The sequence below is a fragment of the Sphingomonas sp. RS6 genome (assembly GCF_054489705.1).
This window is the reverse complement of sequence record NZ_JBTMWM010000005.1, coordinates 279,342-299,549: the sequence shown is the minus strand read 5'-3', so window position 1 is coordinate 299,549 and position 20,208 is coordinate 279,342. Positions and strand designations below refer to the sequence as shown.

Sequence of the window (20,208 nt, the reverse complement as noted above, 5' to 3'; positions counted from 1 at the left end):
ATGGCGATCGGTTTTTGGATTATGCGCTCGGCTAGCCGCTAACGACGCAGGTCCGCTTTGCGCCCGCCGTCGTTTGACAGCTGCCGGACAGCTACCCACCATTCCCCGCCGTCCACCGCTATCTCGAACGCGCCCATTCGCGGGGCGCGTCATCGACTCAGTTTGCGCCGCGCGTCTGTCCTTACCCCATCTGCCGCGCGGCCCGCGCGCGGAGGCGTAGCGCGAGGGCGTAGATGATCAGCGCGACGGCGGCGAACAGGAACCATTGCACCGCATAAGCGAGATGGTTGTTGGGGACGCTCGCCAGATCGGGCGGGGCGCTCGGTTCGAGCCCGGGCGCCGCGCGGTCGGACACCAGCATCAGCGACTGTGGTTGGCGATCGAACATCGCGGCGATCAGCGGGCGGTGATCGGGCGCGCGGGTGAGCGTGCCGGTGACGGCGCCGCCGGCCCATTGCGGGCGGAACATCGGATCGCGGGCGATGCCCATATCGACGCGAAGCGGCGTTCCGCCGGCGGTGCGGCACAGCGCGATCTGGCGCCAGCCATGCGTATCGGCAGCGCTGCGGCCGCCCTGCCGCTCCCAGCCGAGCACGGCGCGGCAATCGGCGCTGGCGCGGCGGAACAGCAGCGAATCAGTGTCGGCCGCGCCCGTGAAGACGATCGGCGGGCGCGCCATGTTTGCGGCGTAGAGCGCGAGCGCGGCGCGCTTTTCCTCGCGGCGATCGAGCTGCCAGAGGCCGAGCGCGATCATCGCCGCAACGGCGAGCAGGACGAGCAGCGTGGGTAGGAGGGGCAGTCGGCGCATGTCAGTCCCGGCGAATCCGGCCCTCATGCGCCTTGTTGCGAAATTCGAGCGCGAGCAGCAGCCCCTTCGACACGCGCAGCGCGAGCACCGTCAGGATGAGCGTGAGCGGCACCCAGAGCAGGACATGGACGAGCACGCCGGGTTCGAAGGTGAATTCGACCCATAGCGCCAGCGCCGTGATCAGCGTGCCGATGCCGAGCGTGAGGAACACGACGGGGCCGTCGCCGACGTTGAACTCGCGAAAGTCGAGTCCGCAGGCGGGGCAGCGATCGGCAAAGGCGGTGAAGCTGCGGAACAGCGTCTTTTCGCCGCAGCGGGGGCAGCAACCGTAAAGTCCGGAAGCGATCGGAGGCGGCAGCGCGGCGCTGCCGCCTCCGGGCGGAGTCGAATTGGGATCGGGCACCCTCAGCCCGCGTGCACCGGCGCGCCCCAGCCACCCCAGACATAGATCGACGCGAACAGGAACAGCCAGACGACGTCGACGAAATGCCAGTACCAGGCAGCCGCCTCGAAGCCGAAATGCTGTTTGGGGGTGAAGTCGCCGCGATAGGCGCGGACCAGATTGACGATCAGGAAGATCGTGCCGACGATCACGTGGAAGCCGTGGAAGCCGGTGGCCATGAAGAACGCGCCGCCATAGCTGGAGCCGCCCTCGCTGGTCGCCTTGAACGGGAAGGGCGCTTCCATATACTCGAACGCCTGGAGCGAGCTGAACAGCAGGCCCAGGATCACGGTGAGCCACAGGCCCTTCTTCACGCTGTCATTCTCGCCGACGCCGATCAGGCCCCACAGGCCACGCATCTCGCCGCCGCGCTCGTTATGGATCAGGCCGTGATGCGCCCAGGTGACGGTGCAGCCCGAGCAGAGCAGGATCAGCGTGTTGAGCAGCGGGAACTGCCACGCGTCGAGCACTTCCATGCCCTTGGGCGGCCAGGTGCCGCCGACCGCATCGACCGTGGAGGGGAAGAGCGAGAAATCGAACCACGCCCAGAACCAGCCGACGAAGAACATCACTTCCGAAGCGATGAACAGGATCATGCCGTAGCGCAGATGAAGCTGGACGACCGGCGTGTGATCGCCGGCATGTGCCTCCTGAATCACCTTGCTCCACCAGCCGAACATGGTGGCGATCACCATCGCCACGCCGGTGAAGAAGACCAGATTGGCGGCGGGCATGCTGTGCATCCACATCACCCCGCCCGATGCGAGGATCACCGCGGCGGCCGACCCGAACAACGGCCAGATGCTCGGCGGCAGAATGTGATACTGGTGGTTCTTAGCTCCAGCCATGCGCTCGTCCCATTTCCTCTGTTTTGCGAAATCCTAGCTTGGAGTTTTCGCCGAATCCACCGGATAAAATGTATAAGACAAGGTGATTTCCTGAACGTCGCGGGCGTCGGGATCGTCGAGGATCTTCGGATCGACGTAGAAGATCACCGGCATCCGCACCGTCTCCCCCGGAGCGAGCGTCTGCTGGGTAAAACAGAAGCATTGAATCTTGGTGAAATATTTGCCGACATAGACCGGCGTCACGTTGAACGTGGCGGTGCCGGTGACGGGCCGGTTCGACAGATTGGTGGCGGTGAAGAACGCCATGTCGCGCCCGCCGATGTCGATCGTATCGGCGCGCCGTTCGGGCACGAATTTCCACGGCAGCTTCGGGCTGACATTGCTGTCGAACGCCACGGTGATCCTCTGCCCGGTGGCGCCGGGCGCGCGAAGACCGCGCTGGGTGGTGCCGTTGAGCCCGGTCACCTGGCAGAACAGCCGGTAAAGCGGCACGGAGGCAAAGCCGAGCCCGGTCATCGCGCAGACGATCAGCACGCCGAACAGGCCGACGCGCAGATTGCGGCTGACCCTCATCCCGCGTGCCCGATCTGCATCTTCACGATCGAGATCGCGAACACCAGGATCACGAACGCGCCGAGCAGCCACGCCATCAGCCGCGCGCGCGCCCGCTGGCGCGCGCGGACGAGTTCGGCCTCGCCCTGCGGTGCCGCCGCCCCGCGGATCAGATCGTCGCCACGTCGTTCGTTCATGCCATCCACCTGTCGATCACGAGCGCACCGAATAGCACGAACAAATAGAGGATCGAAAATTTGAACAGCCGCTTTTCAGGCAGCATCCGATCATCCGGCTCTGCCCGGCGCGTCGCCACCTGAAGCGCCATCGCGAGGAACACGCCCGACATCACCGCCGCGACCAGGCCATAAACCATGCCGGTCAGCCCGAGCGGCCAGGGCGCGGCGGCGGCGATGATCATCGGCACGGTATAGAGCCCGATCTGGAGCCGCGTGTTGCGCTCGCCCGCCACCACCGGCAGCATCGGCACGCCGGCCTGCGCGTAATCGGTCTTCACGAACAGCGCGAGGGCCCAGAAGTGCGGCGGCGTCCACAGGAAGATCAGCGCGAACAGCAGCACCGGCAGCGGGGCGATGTCGCCCGTCGCCGCCGCCCAGCCGATCAGCGGCGGAAACGCGCCGGCCGCGCCGCCGATGACGATGTTCTGCGGCGTCCGGCGCTTGAGCCAGATCGTGTAGACGAACACGTAGAACAGGATCGAGACCGCCAGGATCACCGTCGCGACCAGATTGAGCGCGAAATACATCAGGATCACGCTGAAACAGGCGAGCCCGACGCCGAAATGCAGCGCCGATTGCCGGTCCATCCGCCCCGCCGGCAATGGCCGCCGCGCGGTGCGCTTCATCATCGAATCGATGTCCGATTCGTACCATTGGTTGAGCGCGCCGGCCGCGCCCGCGCCGAGCGCGATGCACAGGATCGCGGTGAAGCCGAGCACCGGATGAATCGGCACCGGCGCCGCCAGCATCCCGCACAGCGCCGTGAACACCACGAGCGTCATCACCCGCGGCTTGGTAAGGGCAAGGAAATCGCGCCAGTCGGCGGGAAGGGCGGGATTGGCTGCGGTGCTCGACATCATTGCTTCCGCTATAGGGCGGGCGAGGGGCTGACAAAAGAGGCGTGTCAGCGCAGGCGCTTGGCGTTCGCGCGGACCTTGCGCCGATAATGGGAGAGCGTCCGGCGCGCCTGGGCATCGGGCGTGCTGCCGAGCTTGCCCATCGCCGCCGCTGCCTGAAGTTCGAGGGCGGCCTGCATCTTCTCGGCGACCATCCGCTGCGCCTCGATCGCGGCGGCGGGGCCGCCGGCGGCGAGCTTCGCCATGCGCAGGCCGATCACGGTCGAGGCCTCCATGCCCAGCGTCCAGCTGTCGATGCCGATTTTCATCCAATTGCCATAGGGCCAGTCACGCATAGGGGGTGCTCCGATGTGTCGTCCTGTCATCAACGCCCGGCCGAGAAGAACGGCCCGTTGCTGCTGAAATGATGATCCGAGTCGTACCACGCCGGTGCTGACAAACGTTAGCGCGGCCGGCAAAAATCTGTGGAGGGCGGTGGGCCGGCGTTCTCACGTCGCGCCGCCGCGAGATGGGCGGGACGGTCGCAACCGGCTATAAAAGTACTAGCAAGTCGAGCCATCATGCCGATGCAAGGGGGCCCCATGAACCAATCCCAGGCGATCCGCGATCGCTTTTCCGTGCTGATCGAGGGCCAGGTGAATATCGGCTATCCCGAGCGGGGCGAGTTGTTCGTCGAACCGCCGGGGCTGTTCCGCCAGGGCGATTACGATATCGAATTCGTCGGCGCCTTCACCTTCATGGGTGGCCAGCGCACGATGATGCGCCACATCTGGATGATCGGCCGATTCTGTTCGATCGCGTATAATGTGATGACGGGCGTGGAGGAGCATCCCGCCGATTATCTGTCGGCGAGCCCGATGTTCATGGGCGCCTTTCGGTGGCAGCAGTTCGCCGCGTTCAACGCGCGCAACAAGGCGGTGCTCGACGTGGCGGCGAACAAGTTTCGCCAGCGGCGGGCCGAGCGCTTTACCAAGATTCGCATCGGCAGCGACGTGTGGATCGGCGAGGGCGCGCTGATCCGGCGGGGGGTGACGATCGGCGACGGCGCGGTGATCGCTTCGCGCGCGGTGGTGACGGCGGACGTGCCGCCCTATGCCATTGTCGGCGGATCGCCGGCGCGGGTGATCCGCTATCGCTTCGAGCCGGCGGTGGTGGAGGCGCTGCTCCACCTGCAATGGTGGCGATATGGCCTGAGCGCGCTCGACGATGTCGATCTTTCGAACATCAACCAGGCGGTCGACCGGATCGATCGCAACATCGCCTCCGGCCGGGCCCAGCCTTACCAGACGCCGCTGGTCAAGCTGATCGGCGAGGGAAGGGGCGAGGCCGAGCTCTGGACGCCCGATGGCGAGGGCGGATCGCTCGTGCGCGCCGACCCCGCGCGCTGGCTTGATGGCTGAACCTCGGCGCAAACGAAAACGCCCCGGCGGTTTCCCGCCGGGGCGTCTTTCCGTTCGCGCTGCGACCGATCAGTCGATCTTGGGCAGCGTTTCGAACTGGTGGAACGGCGGCGGGCTCGACAGCGTCCATTCGAGCGTCGTCGCGCCTTCGCCCCAGGGATTGTCCGCCGCCTTCTTGCCGGCGAGCAGCGAGTAGATGAGGTTGACGAAGAACACGGCCATGCCGGCGGCCATGACCATGTAGCCGACGGTGGCGACATGGTTCCAGGTCGCATACTGGTCCGTATAGTCGGGGATGCGGCGCGGCATGCCCTGCAGGCCCAGGAAGTGCATCGGGAAGAACAGGATGTTCACGCCGGCGAAGAACACCCAGAAGTGGATCTGGCCGAGCAGTTCGCTGTACATCTTCCCCGTCATCTTCGGGAACCAATAGTAGAAGCCCGCGAACAGGCTGAACACCGCGCCCAGCGACAGCACATAGTGGAAGTGGGCGACGACGTAATAGGTGTCCTGCATGTAATCGTCGATGCCGCCATTGGCGAGCACGACGCCGGTGACGCCGCCGACGGTGAACATGAAGATGAAGCCGATCGCCCAGACCATCGGCGTCTTGAAGCTGATCGAGCCGCCCCACATCGTCGCGATCCACGAGAAGATCTTCACGCCGGTGGGCACCGCGATCACCATCGTCGCGGCGGTGAAATACATCTTCACGGTCACCGGCAGGCCGGTGGTGAACATGTGGTGCGCCCAGACGATGAAGCCGACGACGCCGATCGCGACCATCGCATAGGCCATGCCGAGATAGCCGAACACCGGCTTGCGGCTGAACGTTGCGACGATGTGGCTGATCATGCCGAAGCCCGGCAGGATCATGATGTAGACTTCGGGATGGCCGAAGAACCAGAACAGGTGCTGATAGAGCACCGGATCGCCGCCATACTGCGGATCGTAGAAGGCGGTGCCGAAGTTACGATCGGTGATCAGCATGGTGATCGCGGCGGCCAGCACCGGCAGTGCGAGCAGCAGCAGGAACGCGGTGATCAGTACCGACCAGACGAACAGCGGCATCTTGTGCAGCGTCATGCCCGGCGCGCGCATGTTGAAGATGGTGGTGATGAAGTTGATCGCGCCGAGGATCGACGCCGCGCCCGCAAGGTGGAGCGAGAAGATCGCGAAGTCGACCGACGGCCCCGGCTCGCCATAGGTGGAAAGCGGGGCATAGACCGTCCAGCCGGTGCCCGCGCCGATCCCGACAAAGGGCGAGAGCATCAGCATGATGAAGCCCGCTACGGTGAGCCAGAACGAGATGTTGTTCATCCGCGGGAACGCCATGTCCGGCGCGCCGATCATGATCGGCACGAACCAGTTGCCGAAGCCGCCGATCATCGCCGGCATCACCATGAAGAACACCATGATCAGGCCGTGCGCGGTTATCAGCACGTTCCAGAAGTGCATCGCTTCGTCGAACGTGCCTTCGCCGTGGAGCGTCTGGACCCACCAGGGAAGGTACTGGATGCCCGGTTCCATCAGCTCGGCGCGCATGATGCCCGAGATCGCGCCGCCGATGATGCCGGCAAAAATCGCGAAGATCAGGTAGAGCGTGCCAATATCCTTGTGATTGGTGGACATGAACCAGCGGGCGAAGAAGCCCGGCTTGTGATCGGCATCGTGGTGCGCATGCGCGTCGCCATGCGCGGCGGTATAGGAAAGTGCGGTGTCGGTCATGGATCAGTTGCCCGTGTTGCCGGCGCCGGCGGGATTCGCGGTCGCAGGCGCGTTGGTCGACGCCGGAGTGGCGGTGGCATTGGTGGTCGGCGCAGCGTCGCCTGCGGCGGTGCCCGTCGCATCGCTCTGGTCGTTGCCCATCGCCGTCGGCGTCGCCGGTTCGGCGGCGGCGCCGGGCATGGTGCCGCCCTTGGCCGCGACCCACTGCGCGAACTTGGCGGGGCTCACCGCCTCGACCGCGATCGGCATGAAGGCGTGGCGCGCGCCGCACAGCTCGGAGCACTGGCCGAAATAGACGCCTTCCTTCGGAATGACGAAGCTCGTCTCGTTGAGCTTGCCGGGAACGGCGTCGAGCTTGATCCAGAAGGCCGGGATCGCCCAGCTGTGGATCACGTCGGTCGCGGTGGTGACCAGGCGGATCGGCACGCCGACCGGCAACACCACGCGCTGGTCGGTCGCAAGCAGGCGGGGGCCATCGGCATCGGTACGCGCGCGCTGGCCCTTGCCGACCTGATCGGCCTCCTTGAGCATGTTCGCGGTCAGCTGGATCCCGCCATGATCGGGATATTCGTACGACCAGAACCACTGGTTGCCGATCGCCTTCAGCGTCACCGCATCCTTGGGTGCGGGCTTGAACTGCGCGGCGAGCAGCCGGATCGAGGGAATCGCGATCGCGACCAGGATCAGCACCGGCACCAGCGTCCAGATCACCTCGATCGCGGTGTTGTGGCTGGTGCGCGACGGCGTCGGGTTCGCCGCCCGGCGGTAGCGCATGATGACATAGATCAAAAGCGCGAGGACGAAGAGTGATATGGCGACGATCAGCGGCAGGAGGATCGTGTTATGGAACCAGTGCGCTTCGAGCCCGGTGGGCGTGACCTGCGGCTGGAGCCCCAGCGCGGCATCGACCGGCTGGCCCATGCCCGGTATGGGCTTGACCAGCTGTTGTCCGGCTGCGTCGAGCGTCGGATCGGCGACCGTCGCCGCCGTATCGGTGGTTGCCGCGGCGGGCGCCGCAGCCGTTTCCTGCGCGCGGGCGGGTGTCGAAACCACCAGTCCCGCGGCCATCATCATCATCGTAAACCGAACAATGCGCATCGCTTTTCGTCACCCCGTCCGTAAAACGCGCAACCCGGGCCGAGCACGCGCCCTTTTTTCCTGAGGTATACGCAGCCGAAGTGCTTTCACAACCTTTTTCCCGTGCGGTTGCGATCGAACCCGGTGGGACCTAAGAGGTCGCGGCTGACTGCCGACAAGGACCCGGACCGTTGACCGACAATGCCATACTAGACGAGTTTCGTGACGCAGGTGCGTTGCTTGAAGGGCATTTTATCCTTTCGTCGGGACTTCGCTCCCCCGTATTTCTCCAGAAGATGCGGATTTTCGAAGATCCGGTGCGGACCGGGCGCGTCTGTGGTGCCCTGGGCGCGCTGATTCGCGAGACGTTCGGGCAGATCGATATCGTCGTCTCGCCGGCGATCGGCGGCATCATCCCCGGCTATGAGACGGCGCGGGCGCTCGGCTGCAAGGCGGTGTTCGTGGAGCGCGAGGACGGCGAGTTCCAGCTGCGCCGCGGCTTCGAGATTCCCGAAGGGGCACGGGTGGTGATGGTGGAGGACATCGTCACGACGGGGCTTTCGTCGCGCGAGTGCATCGCCGCGATCCGCAAGCATCCCGGCGAGCTGGTGGGTGCGGCGTGCATCGTCGACCGATCGAACGGCAAGGCCGATGTCGGCGTGCCGCTGATTTCGCTGACCAGGCTCGACGTGCCGGCCTATCCGGCGGACCAGCTGCCGCCCGAACTGGCCGCGATCCCGGCGGTCAAGCCGGGGAGCCGGGCGATCGCATGACCGACACGCTGCGCCTGGGGGTCAATATCGACCATGTCGCCACGGTGCGGAACGCGCGGGGCAGCGGCTATCCCGATCCGGTGCGGGCGGCGCTGCTGGCGGCCGAGGCGGGGGCCGACGGGATCACCGCGCATCTGCGCGAGGATCGCCGCCACATCACCGACGACGACATTGCCCGGCTGGTGGAGGAACTGACGGTTCCGCTCAACTTGGAAATGGCCGCGACCGAGGAGATGCTGGCGATCGCGCTGCGCCACCGCCCGCACGCGGTGTGCATCGTGCCCGAGAAGCGCGAGGAGCGCACCACCGAAGGCGGGCTCGACGCGGCGGGGCTGCACAATCACCTGGCGCCGATGGTCGACAAGCTGCTCGAGGCCGGCTGCCGCGTGTCGCTGTTCATCGAACCCGCCGAGCGCCAGATCGAGGCTGCGCTGCGGCTGCGCGCGCCGGTGGTCGAGCTGCACACCGGCCTTTATTGCGAACTGCCCGAGGCCGCGCGTGCCGAGGAGCTGCGCCGAATCGCCGACGCCGCCGCGCTGGCCGCGAAGGAAGGGGTGGAGCCGCATGCCGGACACGGCCTGACGTTCGACAATGTCGTGCCGATCGCCGCGATCCCGCAGCTGCGCGAGCTCAATATCGGCCATTTCCTGATCGGCGAGGCGATCTTCGACGGGCTGGCGCCGGTGGTGCGGCGGATGCGCGACCTGATGGATTCGGCGCGGTGAGATTGACCATCATTCCTCCCCGGAACGGGGAGGGAGACCGCCGCGAAGCGGTGGTGGAGGGGGGACTCCCCGAACGAATCGCTGGTGGAGGGCCCCCTCCACCATGCTGCGCATGGTCCCCCTCCCCGTGCCGGGGAGGAATGTACGTATGATCATCGGTATCGGGTCTGATCTGTGCAATATCGAGCGGATCCAGGCGTCGCTCGACCGGTTCGGTGCGCGGTTCGAGGCGCGGGCCTTTACCGAGGTGGAGCGCGCCAAGGCGGCGAAGCGGCCGCATAATTATGCCGCGACGCTCGCCAAGCGCTTTGCCGCCAAGGAGGCATTTTCCAAGGCGGTCGGAACCGGCTTCAAGCACGGTGTGTTTCTGAAGGACATCGGCGTGGTCAATTCGCCCTCGGGCGCGCCGACACTCGCGTTGACCGGCGGGGCGAAGGCAAGGCTTGACGCCATGACGCCGCCGAATCACGTCGCACGGGTGCATCTGACGCTGACCGACGACCATCCCTGGGCGTTCGCCGCGGTGATGATCGAGGCGCTGCCCGCGGGGAAGGAAGAGTGAATGGGGGCTGACGACCTCGCGTTGAGGCGGAGCGACGAAGCGATGTCGGCAGAGCCTCGACGCACCGGTACCGATTGGTGGGCGGAGCTGCGTGGAATCCTGTGGCTCGTGCTCGCGGTGCTGGCGTTCCACAGCTTCATCGCCAAGCCATTCTACATCCCGTCCGAATCGATGCTGCCCACGCTGCGCGTGGGGGACCAGCTGATCGTCAGCAAATTCCCCTATGGCTATTCGTTCATCACCCCGACCTTCCACCTGTTGCCGCCGATCGGCGGGCGGCTGTTCGGGCGGATGCCCGATCGCGGCGACATCGTGATCGTCACCCCGCCGGGGCGGAGCAGCGACTATATCAAGCGCGTGATCGGGCTGCCCGGCGACACGATCGCGGTGCATGACGGCGTCGTCTGGCTCAACGGCAAGCCCGTGCCGCGCAAGGCGCTGGGCGAGCGGCTGGTGCCGATCGACGCCAACACGCGCTGCGATCCCGACCCGGATCGCGGCGGATCGATCTTCTACACCGGCCGGCGCGTCGAGGGCCGCGACGGCAAGCCCTATTGCAGCCTGACGCTCTATCGCGAGACGCTGCCGGGCGGCGCGAGCTATGAGGTCGCCGATCTCGGCACCTCGGCGGGCGACGAGTTCGGCCCGATCAAGGTGCCGGCGGGCCATGTCTTCCTGATGGGCGACAACCGCGACAACAGCGCGGACAGCCGCTTCCCGCTCGACGAGAATGGCCTGGGCGGCCCGGTGCCGTGGGAGAATATCGGCGGCCGCGCCGAGTTCATCACCTTTTCGCGCGACGGCACGACGAGCTGGAACCCGCTGACCTGGATCACCTCGCTTCGCCCCGATCGCGCGGCGATCTCGCTTCACCCCAGCCACGAGAAACCATGAGCAACGATCCCCTTCGCTCCGCCGATGTCGAGCTCGTTGCCGAGCCCGGCCCCGCCGAGTTCCGCGATCCGCTGATCCGTGCCGAATTCAAGCGTGCCGGCGTATGGCTCGGCATGGCGGTCGGCATCGCGCTGATCGTGCTGCTGGTCCAGCCGCTGCTGATCATCTTCGCCGGGCTCGTCTTCGCCTCGATGATCGACGGCGGCGCCCGCCTGCTCGGGCGGATCCTGCCGATCTGGCGGGGCTTGCGCATCGCGATCGTGCTGCTGCTGGTCGTCGCGTTCTTCGCCCTGATCTTCTACCGCACCGGCATGCAGATCGCCGACCAGGCGGAGCAGCTGCGCAACACGCTGGAGGTGCAGGCGAACCGGATCGTCCAATGGGCATCGAGCATGGGCCTTACGCCCGAGCGGTCGGACCTGACCGGGATGTTGCAGCAGGCGCTGGGATCGGTCGGCCGGCTGACCTCGGCGGTGGGCACCGCGATCGGCGCGGTGACGAGCATGGTGATGATCATCATCATCGGCCTGTTCGTTGCGATCGACCCGCGAATCTATGAGCGCGGGCTGCAGTGGATGATCCCGCTCGACCATCGCCAGGCCTTTGCGCAGATGCTGGGCGGGATGGCGACTACGATGCGGCGGCTGCTCGCCGGGCGCCTGCTCGGCATGTTGTTCGAGGGGCTGCTGACCTGGGTGCTGCTGAGCATCGCCGGCGTGCCGATGGCATTGCTGCTCGGCATCATCACCGGCGTGCTGGCGTTCATCCCCAATATCGGCGCGATCATCAGCGGTGTGCTGATGGTAGCGGTGGGCTTCAGCGCGGGGACGGACACCGGAATCTGGGCGCTGGTCATCTATTTCGGCGTGCAGAATTTCGACGGCTATGTGGTGATCCCGATGGTGGCCAAGCGCACGGTGGACCTGCCGCCGGCGTTGACCTTGTCGTCCCAGATCCTGGCGAGCACGCTGTTCGGCGTGCTCGGCCTCGCGCTTGCCGATCCGATGGTGGCGATGATCAAGGTGGCGTTGGAAAGCGGCGCGCGCGGCAACGGCGCCAAGCCGGACGATGATGACGAGGACGACGACAAGGGCTGATCCGATGCTGATCCTGCACGACTATTTCCGATCGTCAGCCGGTTATCGCGTGCGGATCGCGCTCAACCTGAAGGGCGTCGCCTATCGCCGCAACGAAGTGATGCTGCTGAAGGACGAGCAGCGCGCATCCGATCATCTACGGCGCAATCCGCAGGGACTGGTGCCCGCGCTCGAGGCGGCGGGGCGGTTCATCACGCAGAGCCTGGCGATCATCGACTGGCTCGACGCGCACCACCCCGAGCCGCGCCTGATCCCGGCCGATCCCGATGCGCGCGCCGACGCGATCGCCCGGGCGATGGTGATCGGCATGGACGTGCATCCAATCAACAATCTGCGGGTGATGCGTTATCTGGAGCAGCGGCTGAACGCCGACTCGGAGGCGCGATCGGCCTGGATCGCGCACTGGATGCACGAGGGTTTTTCGGCGCTGGAGACGATGGCGGGCAACCTTGGCCATGACGGCCCGTTTCTTGGGGGTGCCGAGCCCGACATCTCCGACTGTTTCCTGGTCCCGCAACTGTTCAACGCCCGCCGCTTCGCGGTGCCGCTGGACGCCTTTCCCCGCCTGCTTCGCGCCGAGGCTGCCGCGAGCGGACACCCGGCCTTTGCCGCCGCGCATCCCGATCGGGTCGCGCCGGGTGATTGAACGGCTGGGCTGGACCGCCCTTCTGCTCTCCGCTGCCAGCCCGGCGCTGGCGCAACAGGCGACGCCGGACGCGATCGTCGTCACCGGCTATGGGCTCGACGCGCCGCCGGGCGAGATCGCCTATGACCGGGTGACGATCGATCAGGCGCGGCTCGCCGATACGGCGAGCGGGCGGCTGGAGGATGCGCTGGCCGATGTCGCGGGCCTCGCGCAGTTCCGCCGTTCCGATTCGAACTCGGCGCATCCGACCAGCCAGGGCATCACGCTGCGCGGCCTGGGCGGCAATGCCGCGAGCCGCGCGATCCTGTTGCTCGACGGGGTGCCCCAGGCGGATCCGTTCGGCGGATGGGTGGCGTTTCCGGCCTATATGCCGGGGCGGCTGGCGGCGGCGACGGTCACGCGCGGCGGCGGCAGCGGCTATGCCGGCCCCGGTGCGCTGGCGGGCTCGATCGCGCTCGACAGCGCCGGCCCGGCGACGCTCGATCCGCTGCAACTGGCGATCGCGGCGGGCAGCCGCGACAGCCTCGACGCCAGCGCTTTGGGCGCGGCGCCGCTGGGCAACGGATTCGTGACGGTGGCGGGGAATTACCGGCGGAGCGACGGCTTCACGCCGATCGTCGCACGCGATCGCGGCAGCGTCGATCGCCCGGCGCCCTATGAGCAGGCCAGCCTCGCGCTGCGCGGGGTGACGCAGATCGGCGACGGCGCCGAACTCCAGGCCAATCTGTCGGGCTTTACCGACCGGCGCGACCGCGGCGTCGATTTCACCGATCTGCACAGCCAGGGCACCGACGCGAGCGTCCGCCTGGTCCGCCACGGCGACCGCGATGCGGGGCTGTGGGGCTGGTCGGCGCTCGCCTATCTTCAGGCGCGGCGGTTCGAAAGCGGGTTCGCGAGCGTCGATGCGGACCGCGCCACGGCGGCACCGGTGTTGCGCCAGGTGATCCCATCGACCGGCATTGGCGGGCGGCTGGAGCTTGCGCCGCCCACCGGCGCGGTGGACCTGCGGCTGGGCGGCGATGTCCGCAGCGTGTCGGGAAGGACGCAGGAAGCCTATCTGTTCAGCGACGGCGCGGCGACCCGGCGGCGCATCGCGGGCGGCGACAGCGTGACGCTGGGCGGCTTCGTCGATGCGAGCCATGCGGCCGGCGCGCTGACGATCGATGCCGGCGGGCGGATCGATTACTGGCGCATCGGCCGGGGGAAGCTTCAGGAACGCACGCTGGCCGGCGGACCGGCACTGCGCGACGATCGCTTCGCCCCGCGCCAGGGGTGGGAAGGCACCGGCCGGATCGGGCTGGCCTACCGCCTGAGGGGGGTGACGCTGCGGATGGCGGGCTATCGCGGATGGCGGCTGCCGACGCTCAACGAACTCTATCGCCCCTATCGCGTGGGCGCGGACGCGACGGCGGCCAATGCGGCGCTGGACCCCGAACGATTGTGGGGCGGCGAAGTCGGGGCCGACTGGCGCCCGGTGCCATCAGTGGAACTGCGCGCGACGGCCTATTGGAACCAGCTCGACGGCGCGATCGCCAACGTCACGCTGGCGCAGGGGCCGGGCAATTTCCTCGGCGTCGGCTTCGTATCGGCGGCAGGCGCGTACCGGATGCGCCAGAATCTCGATGCGGTGGAGGCGCGCGGGCTGGAACTCGATGGACGGTGGACGCACGGGCCGTTCAGCCTCGCCGCCTCCTGGGCCTATGCCGATTCGCGGGTCCATGCCTCGGGCGCGGCGGCGCAGCTCGACGGGCTGCGGCCGGCGCAGACGCCCGAGCATCAGGCATCGGCGACGCTGGCCTGGCGGCGCGGCGATGCCGGCGCCTCGCTTACCGCCCGCTATGCCGGCGCGCGTTTCGAGGACGATCAGAATCAGGCGTCGCTCGATCCGGCCTGGACCGTCGATGCGACGCTGGCGGTGCCGCTGATGCGCCAGTTGCGCGCCGAATTCCGCGCCGAGAACCTGTTCGATACCGAAGTGCAGGCGGGAATCAGCGGCGACGACCTGATCGAGCGAGCGACGCCACGCACGCTGTGGATCGGCCTGCGCTACCGGCTGCGCTGATCGACCAGCCGCTCGAACAGCGCCAGATAGTCGCCGACGGGATCGCCCTGCCAGTCGCGCGGCTCGGGTCTTGGCCGCCCCGGCACGAGCCAATGGTCGAGCGCCTTCACCAGCGCATCGCCATCCTCGCGCGGGACGATTGTGCCGAGCGCGGGACTGTCGACGATCTCGCGCACGGCAACGCTCGATTCGGTGGCGACCACGGGCGTGCCCTGCGACAGTGCCTCGCGGAGCACGCCGGGCACGCCTTCATAATCGGAGGTGAGCACCGCCACCGCTGCCCCTTGCAGCGCCGGCAGCGGATCGCGGGCATGGCCGGGCATGCGGATGCGGTGGCCGAGGCCTGCGGCGGCGACCTGCGCCTCGAGCGCGGGCCGCGAACTGCCTTCGCCGATCAGCACCAGCTCGACATCGCGATCGGCGAGGCGCGGCAGCGCGGCGATCAGCCGGTCCCAGCGCTTCTGCGGCTCCAGCCGGCCGACGCCGACGATGTAGCGCCCCTGCGGCAGCGGCATCGGTGGCGCGCCGGCGATCGGGACGGCAGGCGGATTGGCGATCACGCTGATCCGGGCGGGCGGCATCGCCATTTCGGCGGCGGCTTCGGCCGCCATCGCCGGTGTCATCGCCACGACGTGATCGAGGAAGCGGGGGTGAAGCCGCAGCCAGCGGCGATAGCCCCAGCGGGCGATGCCGGACAGTTCGGCCCGAGCCAGCGCGTTGGAGATCTTGGCGACGATCGGCGGCGATGCATGGCCGAGCCGCAAGCGCGTCGCCGCGGCGATGCCGGTATAATGATTGCCCGGGCAGAACAGGATGTCGGGGCGGAGCCGGCGGACATGGCCGGCGAGCGCGAGCATCGCGAGATGGCGCGCATCGCCGAGTTCGATCACCGCCAGCCTCTCGGGCAGTTCGGCGGCGAGCGGGCCTTCACTACTGCCGAGCATTAAGCTGACCCGGTGGCCGCGCGCCAGCCAGCCGGCCGCCATCCGCAGGAACGCCCGCTCGACACCGCCGCCCTGAAGCGTCTGGGCGAAAGCGAGGATGTGCAGCGGGCGGGTGGGGGGAAGCGATTGCATGATCTTGCGGTTTGCCTTTCTAAAGCCCAAATCGCTGCCGGAATAAACCGCATTCTGTTGGCATCCGGCCCTCTCGCGCGATGCGCCGAAGCGGCATCTGCACGGCGGACGCGCGGATATTGGGCAATCCCGCCCCTCTTGTCGGTGGCGAATGGGAAGTTTTGAACGGCAGGGGCTGGAGGCTTCAGTGAATACGAGCATTGCAGAGGCCGCCATCCCGGCAGCCCCGGATCTGGCCGGCCTGGAGCCGGTCGAGAAGATCAAGCGCCGCTGGCCGATGCTGCTCGGCGGGGCGCTGACCCTGCTGATGATCTTCGGGTTGGGGCGCGAGCTGTTCTCGTCCGGGCTGGGCGGGCTGACCCGTGCGCTGCCCGTCAATCCGATCTTCTACGTCGCCTTCGCGGCCTATTATCTGGGGCCGCCGACGTTCGACTATATCATCTTCCGGCGGCTCTGGCGGATCCCGCTGGGCGGCATGGCCGCGCTCCACAAGAAGCGCATCTCGAACGAAGTGCTGCTCGGCTATTCGGGCGAGGCCTATTTCTACGCCTGGGCGCGCCAGCGGACGCAGATGGTGGCGGCACCGTTCGGCGCGGTGAAGGACGTGACGATCCTGTCGGCGATCGCCGGCAACGCGATGACGCTGGCGGTGGTCGCACTCGCGCTGCCGTTCGGCGTCGACCTGCTCAAGCCATCCGAATTCAACACGCTGATGGGATCGATCGCGGTCATCTTCGGCATGTCGCTGCCGTTCCTGATCTTCTCGAAGCGAGTGTTTTCGCTCCCGCGCGCGCAGCTCTGGTGGGTGTTCTTCATCCATTGCCTGCGCATCCTGTGGGGATCGGTGCTGATCGCATTCGCGTGGCATTTCGCGATGCCGCAGATTTCGATCGGCGTCTGGCTGTTGCTCGCGGCCGGCCGTCTCCTCGCCTGGCGTCTGCCGCTGGTGCCGAACAAGGAACTGCTGTTCGCCAATTTCGCCATCATGGTGATCGGGCAGGGCGAGGCCTTGTCGGAACTGATGGCGCTGATCGCGGGTCTGACGCTGGTGGCGCACGTCGCGCTGATCGCGGGCTTCAGCCTGCACGCCCTGATCAAAAGGAAAGAAGCATGAAGTGTATCGCCCTTCTGACCCTGTCGGCGCTGCTCGCGTCGACGCTGCCGATGGCCGCGAGTGCCCAGATCCTGGGGGAAGACGCCGCCGCTTGCGCCAACCGCGCCGGCCCCGCCATCCAGGTCAACGTCACCGGCCTCAAGGATCGCAGCGGGCGCCTGAAGCTCGAACTTTATCCGGCGACCGAGGCGGATTTCCTGAAGGACGACCGCGACCTGATCAAGGAAGGCAAGACGTTCCGCCGGATCTGGGCGAACACGCCGATTTCGGGCCCGGTGGTGATGTGCATCAAAGTGCCGGCCCCCGGCACCTATGCGCTGCTGTTCACCCATGACCGCGACGGCAAGAACAAGTTCAACTTCTGGTCCGACGGCGCCGGCTTCGCTTCCGACCAGCGGCTCGGCCGCAGCCGTCCCAAATTGCGTCAGGCGATCGTCAAGGTGGCCGGCGACGGGGTTACCATCGTGAACATTCGGGCGCAGTATCTGCGCGGCTTGGGTGGATTCGGCCCGCTCAATTGAGGGGCAGGCGCATGCGCATCGTCGACGTCAACGAATTCTATTCGCCGACCGGCGGTGGCGTGCGCACCTATCTCGATCGCAAGATGGGGATCATGGCCGATCTGGGCCATGAACTGATCGTCGTCGCGCCCGCGCTGGAGGGCGGCATCGAAGAGCGGCCCGGCGGCGGCCGCATTCACTGGGTCAAGGCGCCGCCGCTGGTGCTTGACCGGAACTACTGCATCTTCGTCAAGGACGAGCCGGTGTGGGAACTGCTCGACCAGCTGGCGCCCGACATCGTCGAGACGAGCTCGCCCTGGCTGCCGGCATGGACGGTGGCGCGGTGGAAGGGCGACGCGCTGAAGGTCTATTTCGCGCATGGCGATCTGGTTGGCGCCTATCCGCAGCGCTGGCTCGACAGCGTGGCGACGCCGCTGCAGGTCGAGCATGCCTTTGCCTGGTACACGCGCTACATGGCGCGGTTCCTCCAGCATTATGATGCGTTCGTCACCAACGGGCCGGCGCTGGCCAAGCGGTTCAGCCGGCGCGGTCTCAAGGTCGATGCGTCGATGCCGCTGGGAATCGAGCGCGGCTGGTTCTCGCCCGAGCTGCGCGACGAGCGGTTGCGCGTGTCGATGCTGGCGCAGCTCGGCCTGCCGCCCGAGGGGCATTTGCTGCTGGGGCTGGGCCGCCATCACAAGGAAAAGCGCTGGCCGCTGGTGATCGACGCGGTCGAGGCGGCCGCCAACGATTTGCCCGTCGGGCTGATGCTGATCGGCGACGGGCCGCAGCGCCGCCGGCTGGAGGAGCAGATCGCCGGCAGCCCGCACATCCGCATCTTCCGCCCGGTCTATGACCGTGTTCGCCTGTCGCGGATCATGGCGAGCTGCGATGCGCTGATCCACGGATCGGATGCCGAGCCGTTCGGGCTGGTCGCCTCCGAAGCGCTCGCATCGGGGCTGCCGCTGATCGGCCCGGACGAAGGGGGCTTCGTCGAGATCGCCGATCCGCTGTTCGCCGAAACCTATGTCGCGCGCGACACGCTGTCCGCCGCCGACGCGATCCGCCGCTTGTTCAGTCGCGACCCGGCGATCCTGCGCCACGCCGCCCGGGTCGCCGCCGGACGGGTGCGCAGCGACGCCGACCACGCGGTCGAGCTGATGGCCTATTACGAATCGCTGCTCGAACGCCGCCGTACCGCAACCGAGGCATCCGCGGGGGCGGCATAGACCGAGATCAGGTCGTCGCCGAGCGGATAGCGGCCCCGCAGCCGATAGCCGCCGCGCTGCATCAGCCGCATCACCCGCTCGCGCACGGCGATTCGCTCGCCCGAAAAGGCGCGTCGCATCACCACGACCGCGGGGTGGCGGCTGAAAATCCGGTCAACTTCATCGATCTGGTCGACGCCGACCGCCCCGTTCTCGCGCTCGCGCGAAAGATGGCTCGGGAACAGCCGGGACGAAAGCGCGCAGCGGCCGGAATAGCCGTAGAACATCGAGTCGCCCGAATAGACGTAGAGACAGCCCGGGCCGCGGCCGATCGCAGCAACGATCGTCTTAAACTGCGCGGGGCTGCCGCGATGCCAGGCGGCCGTGACCAATGCGACCTCGCCCCCCACCAGCGCCAGTATGAGCAGCAACGGCGCGACGACGCGGCGACCGATCGGCGACAGAGCGAAGAAGCCGGCACAGCACAGGCTGGCGGGCGCCATCACCGGCAGCGCATAATGGTTGAACCAGGATCCGAACAGGATCAGGCCGATCACGGCGCTGGCAAGCCAGCCGAACAGCAGCGTCCGTCGCTGCCGCGCAAGGGCGCCTTCACAGGGAAGCCGCAGCGACAACAGGCTGACGACGAGCAGCGGCGCGAGGAACAGCACCAGCTTCAGAAACGATTCGATCAGTTCGGCGGGCGGGTCGCTCCCGCGGTTCAGCACCGACGCGAAGTTGGCGAAGAACCAGGCGTCGAAATGGCCGGCGGCGGCATAGGCGAGCCCGGCCGCCACGGTCGGCAGCAGCGCCGCCGCCGCATAGCCTGCGCCGCGCATCAGCAGCGTCGCCCGCGCCGTGCCCAGTCGCCATTCGCGCGCAAGCAGCCACAGGCCGAGAAACAGCCCCTCGAACACCGCCGAATATTTGATCTGCATCGCCAGCCCGACGAGCAGCATCGCGGCCAGGGCGCGGCCCACGCGCCAGCGATCAGAGATGGCGTCGGCGGCGCGCGGCACCAGCAACGCGATCGCCGCGACCATCGGCAGGTTGTAGAAGACGGGCGCCTGGCCGCCCTGTCCGTCGGCGACGTTGAGCATGAAGAGATAGAGCAGCGCCGCCGGCAGCGCGCCCCGTGCCCAGCCCGCCCGATCGGCGATCCGCGCGATCAGAACGGCGGTCAGCACCGCGCTGGCCAGCGCCATCAGCTGATAGGCGATGATCCCCCACGGCACGCCCAGCGCGGCGGCCGGCGCATAGACCAGGAAGAGGCCGATCGGCTTGCGGTCGAAAATGTCGACGAACGGCAGCGCGCCCTGCAGCATGCGCTGCGCGGTGACGAAATAGAATTGCTCGTCATAATGAACGATCGGATTGCCGAAGGTGGCGCAGCGCACGAGCAACGCCGCGACCAGCAGGGTCAGCCAGCGCGGCGCCGCCGCCAGCCCGGCGATCAGCGACGTTTCCGATCGTGCCCATCGCGGTCCGGCGGCGGCTTCGACGCTAATGGCTGCGCCGCGCCCGTGCGGCGGCGATGATCGATCGTTGAGCAAAGCCGGACCCGTACCCTCGTTTGGCAAGGCCATCGTGCGTAGAGGAG

The 20,208-nt window shown here is 67.4% G+C and carries 21 protein-coding genes and 1 pseudogene; 11 read left to right on the top strand and 11 right to left on the bottom strand.

Annotation, left to right across the window (positions count from 1 at the left end):
- Nucleotides 1-181: 181 nt before the first annotated feature.
- From ACX40Y_RS12120 to ACX40Y_RS12090, 7 genes are read right to left on the bottom strand one after another with little or no spacing between them, the layout of a single operon-like run.
- Nucleotides 182-808, bottom strand: a complete 627-nt coding sequence (locus ACX40Y_RS12120; protein WP_459119822.1) for an SURF1 family protein — start codon at nucleotides 806-808, stop codon at nucleotides 182-184.
- Nucleotide 809: 1 nt separating this feature from the next.
- The gene (locus ACX40Y_RS12115; RefSeq protein WP_459119821.1) at nucleotides 810-1,211 is read right to left on the bottom strand and encodes a DUF983 domain-containing protein; all 402 of its coding nucleotides are present in this window, start codon (nucleotides 1,209-1,211) and stop codon (nucleotides 810-812) included.
- A 2-nt stretch (nucleotides 1,212-1,213) separates the two neighbouring features.
- Complete coding sequence (locus tag ACX40Y_RS12110; protein WP_459119820.1) at nucleotides 1,214-2,098, bottom strand: cytochrome c oxidase subunit 3; 885 nt, start codon at nucleotides 2,096-2,098, stop codon at nucleotides 1,214-1,216.
- 33 nt (nucleotides 2,099-2,131) lie between these two features.
- The gene (locus ACX40Y_RS12105; RefSeq protein ID WP_459119819.1) at nucleotides 2,132-2,671 is read right to left on the bottom strand and encodes a cytochrome c oxidase assembly protein; all 540 of its coding nucleotides are present in this window, start codon (nucleotides 2,669-2,671) and stop codon (nucleotides 2,132-2,134) included.
- Nucleotides 2,668-2,847 carry a hypothetical protein gene (locus ACX40Y_RS12100; RefSeq protein ID WP_459119818.1) on the bottom strand — a complete coding sequence of 60 codons (180 nt, stop codon included), beginning with the start codon at nucleotides 2,845-2,847 and terminating at the stop codon, nucleotides 2,668-2,670. Before ACX40Y_RS12100 ends, ACX40Y_RS12105 begins: the two co-directional genes overlap by 4 nt.
- The gene (locus tag ACX40Y_RS12095; RefSeq protein WP_459119817.1) at nucleotides 2,844-3,749 is read right to left on the bottom strand and encodes a heme o synthase; all 906 of its coding nucleotides are present in this window, start codon (nucleotides 3,747-3,749) and stop codon (nucleotides 2,844-2,846) included. Before ACX40Y_RS12095 ends, ACX40Y_RS12100 begins: the two co-directional genes overlap by 4 nt.
- Before the next feature lie 44 nt (nucleotides 3,750-3,793).
- Nucleotides 3,794-4,081, bottom strand: a complete 288-nt coding sequence (locus ACX40Y_RS12090; RefSeq protein ID WP_459119816.1) for a hypothetical protein — start codon at nucleotides 4,079-4,081, stop codon at nucleotides 3,794-3,796.
- Between the two features lie 645 nt (nucleotides 4,082-4,726).
- On the opposite strand from ACX40Y_RS12090, the pseudogene ACX40Y_RS12085 reads away from it, so the two are divergent.
- Nucleotides 4,727-4,886 (top strand): annotated as a pseudogene (locus ACX40Y_RS12085) (LbetaH domain-containing protein); the annotation flags it as partial.
- Between the two features lie 329 nt (nucleotides 4,887-5,215).
- On the opposite strand, the gene ctaD reads toward ACX40Y_RS12085, so the two are convergent.
- Nucleotides 5,216-6,874 (bottom strand): cytochrome c oxidase subunit I, encoded by a 1,659-nt coding sequence (gene ctaD / locus ACX40Y_RS12080; RefSeq protein ID WP_459119815.1) that lies wholly within the window; start codon nucleotides 6,872-6,874, stop codon nucleotides 5,216-5,218.
- 3 nt (nucleotides 6,875-6,877) lie between these two features.
- Nucleotides 6,878-7,942: a cytochrome c oxidase subunit II gene (gene coxB, locus ACX40Y_RS12075; RefSeq protein ID WP_459119814.1), complete on the bottom strand. Its 1,065-nt coding sequence runs from the start codon at nucleotides 7,940-7,942 to the stop codon at nucleotides 6,878-6,880.
- A 200-nt stretch (nucleotides 7,943-8,142) separates the two neighbouring features.
- Here coxB and pyrE point away from each other — a divergent pair, with 200 nt between their 5' ends.
- The 7 genes from pyrE (at nucleotide 8,143) to ACX40Y_RS12040 (ending at nucleotide 14,710) form a co-directional block, all read left to right on the top strand.
- The gene (gene pyrE, locus ACX40Y_RS12070) at nucleotides 8,143-8,724 is read left to right on the top strand and encodes an orotate phosphoribosyltransferase (RefSeq protein ID WP_459119813.1); all 582 of its coding nucleotides are present in this window, start codon (nucleotides 8,143-8,145) and stop codon (nucleotides 8,722-8,724) included.
- On the top strand, nucleotides 8,721-9,449 hold the full coding sequence (locus ACX40Y_RS12065; protein WP_459119812.1) for a pyridoxine 5'-phosphate synthase: 729 nt from the start codon (nucleotides 8,721-8,723) through the stop codon (nucleotides 9,447-9,449). Before pyrE ends, ACX40Y_RS12065 begins: the two co-directional genes overlap by 4 nt.
- A gap of 148 nt (nucleotides 9,450-9,597) precedes the next feature.
- A complete protein-coding gene (acpS, locus tag ACX40Y_RS12060; protein ID WP_459119811.1) occupies nucleotides 9,598-10,011 on the top strand; it encodes a holo-ACP synthase in 414 nt (137 codons plus the stop codon).
- The gene (lepB, locus tag ACX40Y_RS12055; protein WP_459119810.1) at nucleotides 10,012-10,905 is read left to right on the top strand and encodes a signal peptidase I; all 894 of its coding nucleotides are present in this window, start codon (nucleotides 10,012-10,014) and stop codon (nucleotides 10,903-10,905) included.
- Nucleotides 10,902-12,002, top strand: coding sequence for an AI-2E family transporter (locus tag ACX40Y_RS12050; RefSeq protein ID WP_459119809.1), 1,101 nt, complete (start codon nucleotides 10,902-10,904; stop codon nucleotides 12,000-12,002). Before lepB ends, ACX40Y_RS12050 begins: the two co-directional genes overlap by 4 nt.
- Before the next feature lie 4 nt (nucleotides 12,003-12,006).
- Nucleotides 12,007-12,648, top strand: a complete 642-nt coding sequence (gene maiA / locus ACX40Y_RS12045; RefSeq protein WP_459119808.1) for a maleylacetoacetate isomerase — start codon at nucleotides 12,007-12,009, stop codon at nucleotides 12,646-12,648.
- On the top strand, nucleotides 12,641-14,710 hold the full coding sequence (locus ACX40Y_RS12040; RefSeq protein ID WP_459119807.1) for a TonB-dependent receptor: 2,070 nt from the start codon (nucleotides 12,641-12,643) through the stop codon (nucleotides 14,708-14,710). Before maiA ends, ACX40Y_RS12040 begins: the two co-directional genes overlap by 8 nt.
- Here the strand turns inward: ACX40Y_RS12040 and ACX40Y_RS12035 are convergent.
- Nucleotides 14,695-15,786, bottom strand: a complete 1,092-nt coding sequence (locus ACX40Y_RS12035) for a glycosyltransferase (RefSeq protein WP_459119806.1) — start codon at nucleotides 15,784-15,786, stop codon at nucleotides 14,695-14,697. The genes ACX40Y_RS12040 and ACX40Y_RS12035 overlap by 16 nt on opposite strands.
- 187 nt (nucleotides 15,787-15,973) lie before the next feature.
- Between ACX40Y_RS12035 and ACX40Y_RS12030 the strand changes: the two genes are divergently transcribed.
- Genes ACX40Y_RS12030 through ACX40Y_RS12020 form a run of 3 tightly spaced genes read left to right on the top strand, consistent with a single transcriptional unit; the run spans nucleotide 15,974 to nucleotide 18,629 of the window.
- Nucleotides 15,974-16,900 carry a hypothetical protein gene (locus ACX40Y_RS12030; protein WP_459119805.1) on the top strand — a complete coding sequence of 309 codons (927 nt, stop codon included), beginning with the start codon at nucleotides 15,974-15,976 and terminating at the stop codon, nucleotides 16,898-16,900.
- Nucleotides 16,897-17,421 (top strand): DUF2141 domain-containing protein, encoded by a 525-nt coding sequence (locus ACX40Y_RS12025; protein ID WP_459119804.1) that lies wholly within the window; start codon nucleotides 16,897-16,899, stop codon nucleotides 17,419-17,421. Before ACX40Y_RS12030 ends, ACX40Y_RS12025 begins: the two co-directional genes overlap by 4 nt.
- A gap of 11 nt (nucleotides 17,422-17,432) precedes the next feature.
- A complete protein-coding gene (locus tag ACX40Y_RS12020) occupies nucleotides 17,433-18,629 on the top strand; it encodes a glycosyltransferase (protein WP_459119803.1) in 1,197 nt (398 codons plus the stop codon).
- On the opposite strand, the gene ACX40Y_RS12015 is transcribed toward ACX40Y_RS12020, so the two are convergent.
- On the bottom strand, nucleotides 18,569-20,194 hold the full coding sequence (locus ACX40Y_RS12015; protein WP_459119802.1) for a hypothetical protein: 1,626 nt from the start codon (nucleotides 20,192-20,194) through the stop codon (nucleotides 18,569-18,571). The genes ACX40Y_RS12020 and ACX40Y_RS12015 overlap by 61 nt on opposite strands.
- Nucleotides 20,195-20,208 lie beyond the last annotated feature (14 nt).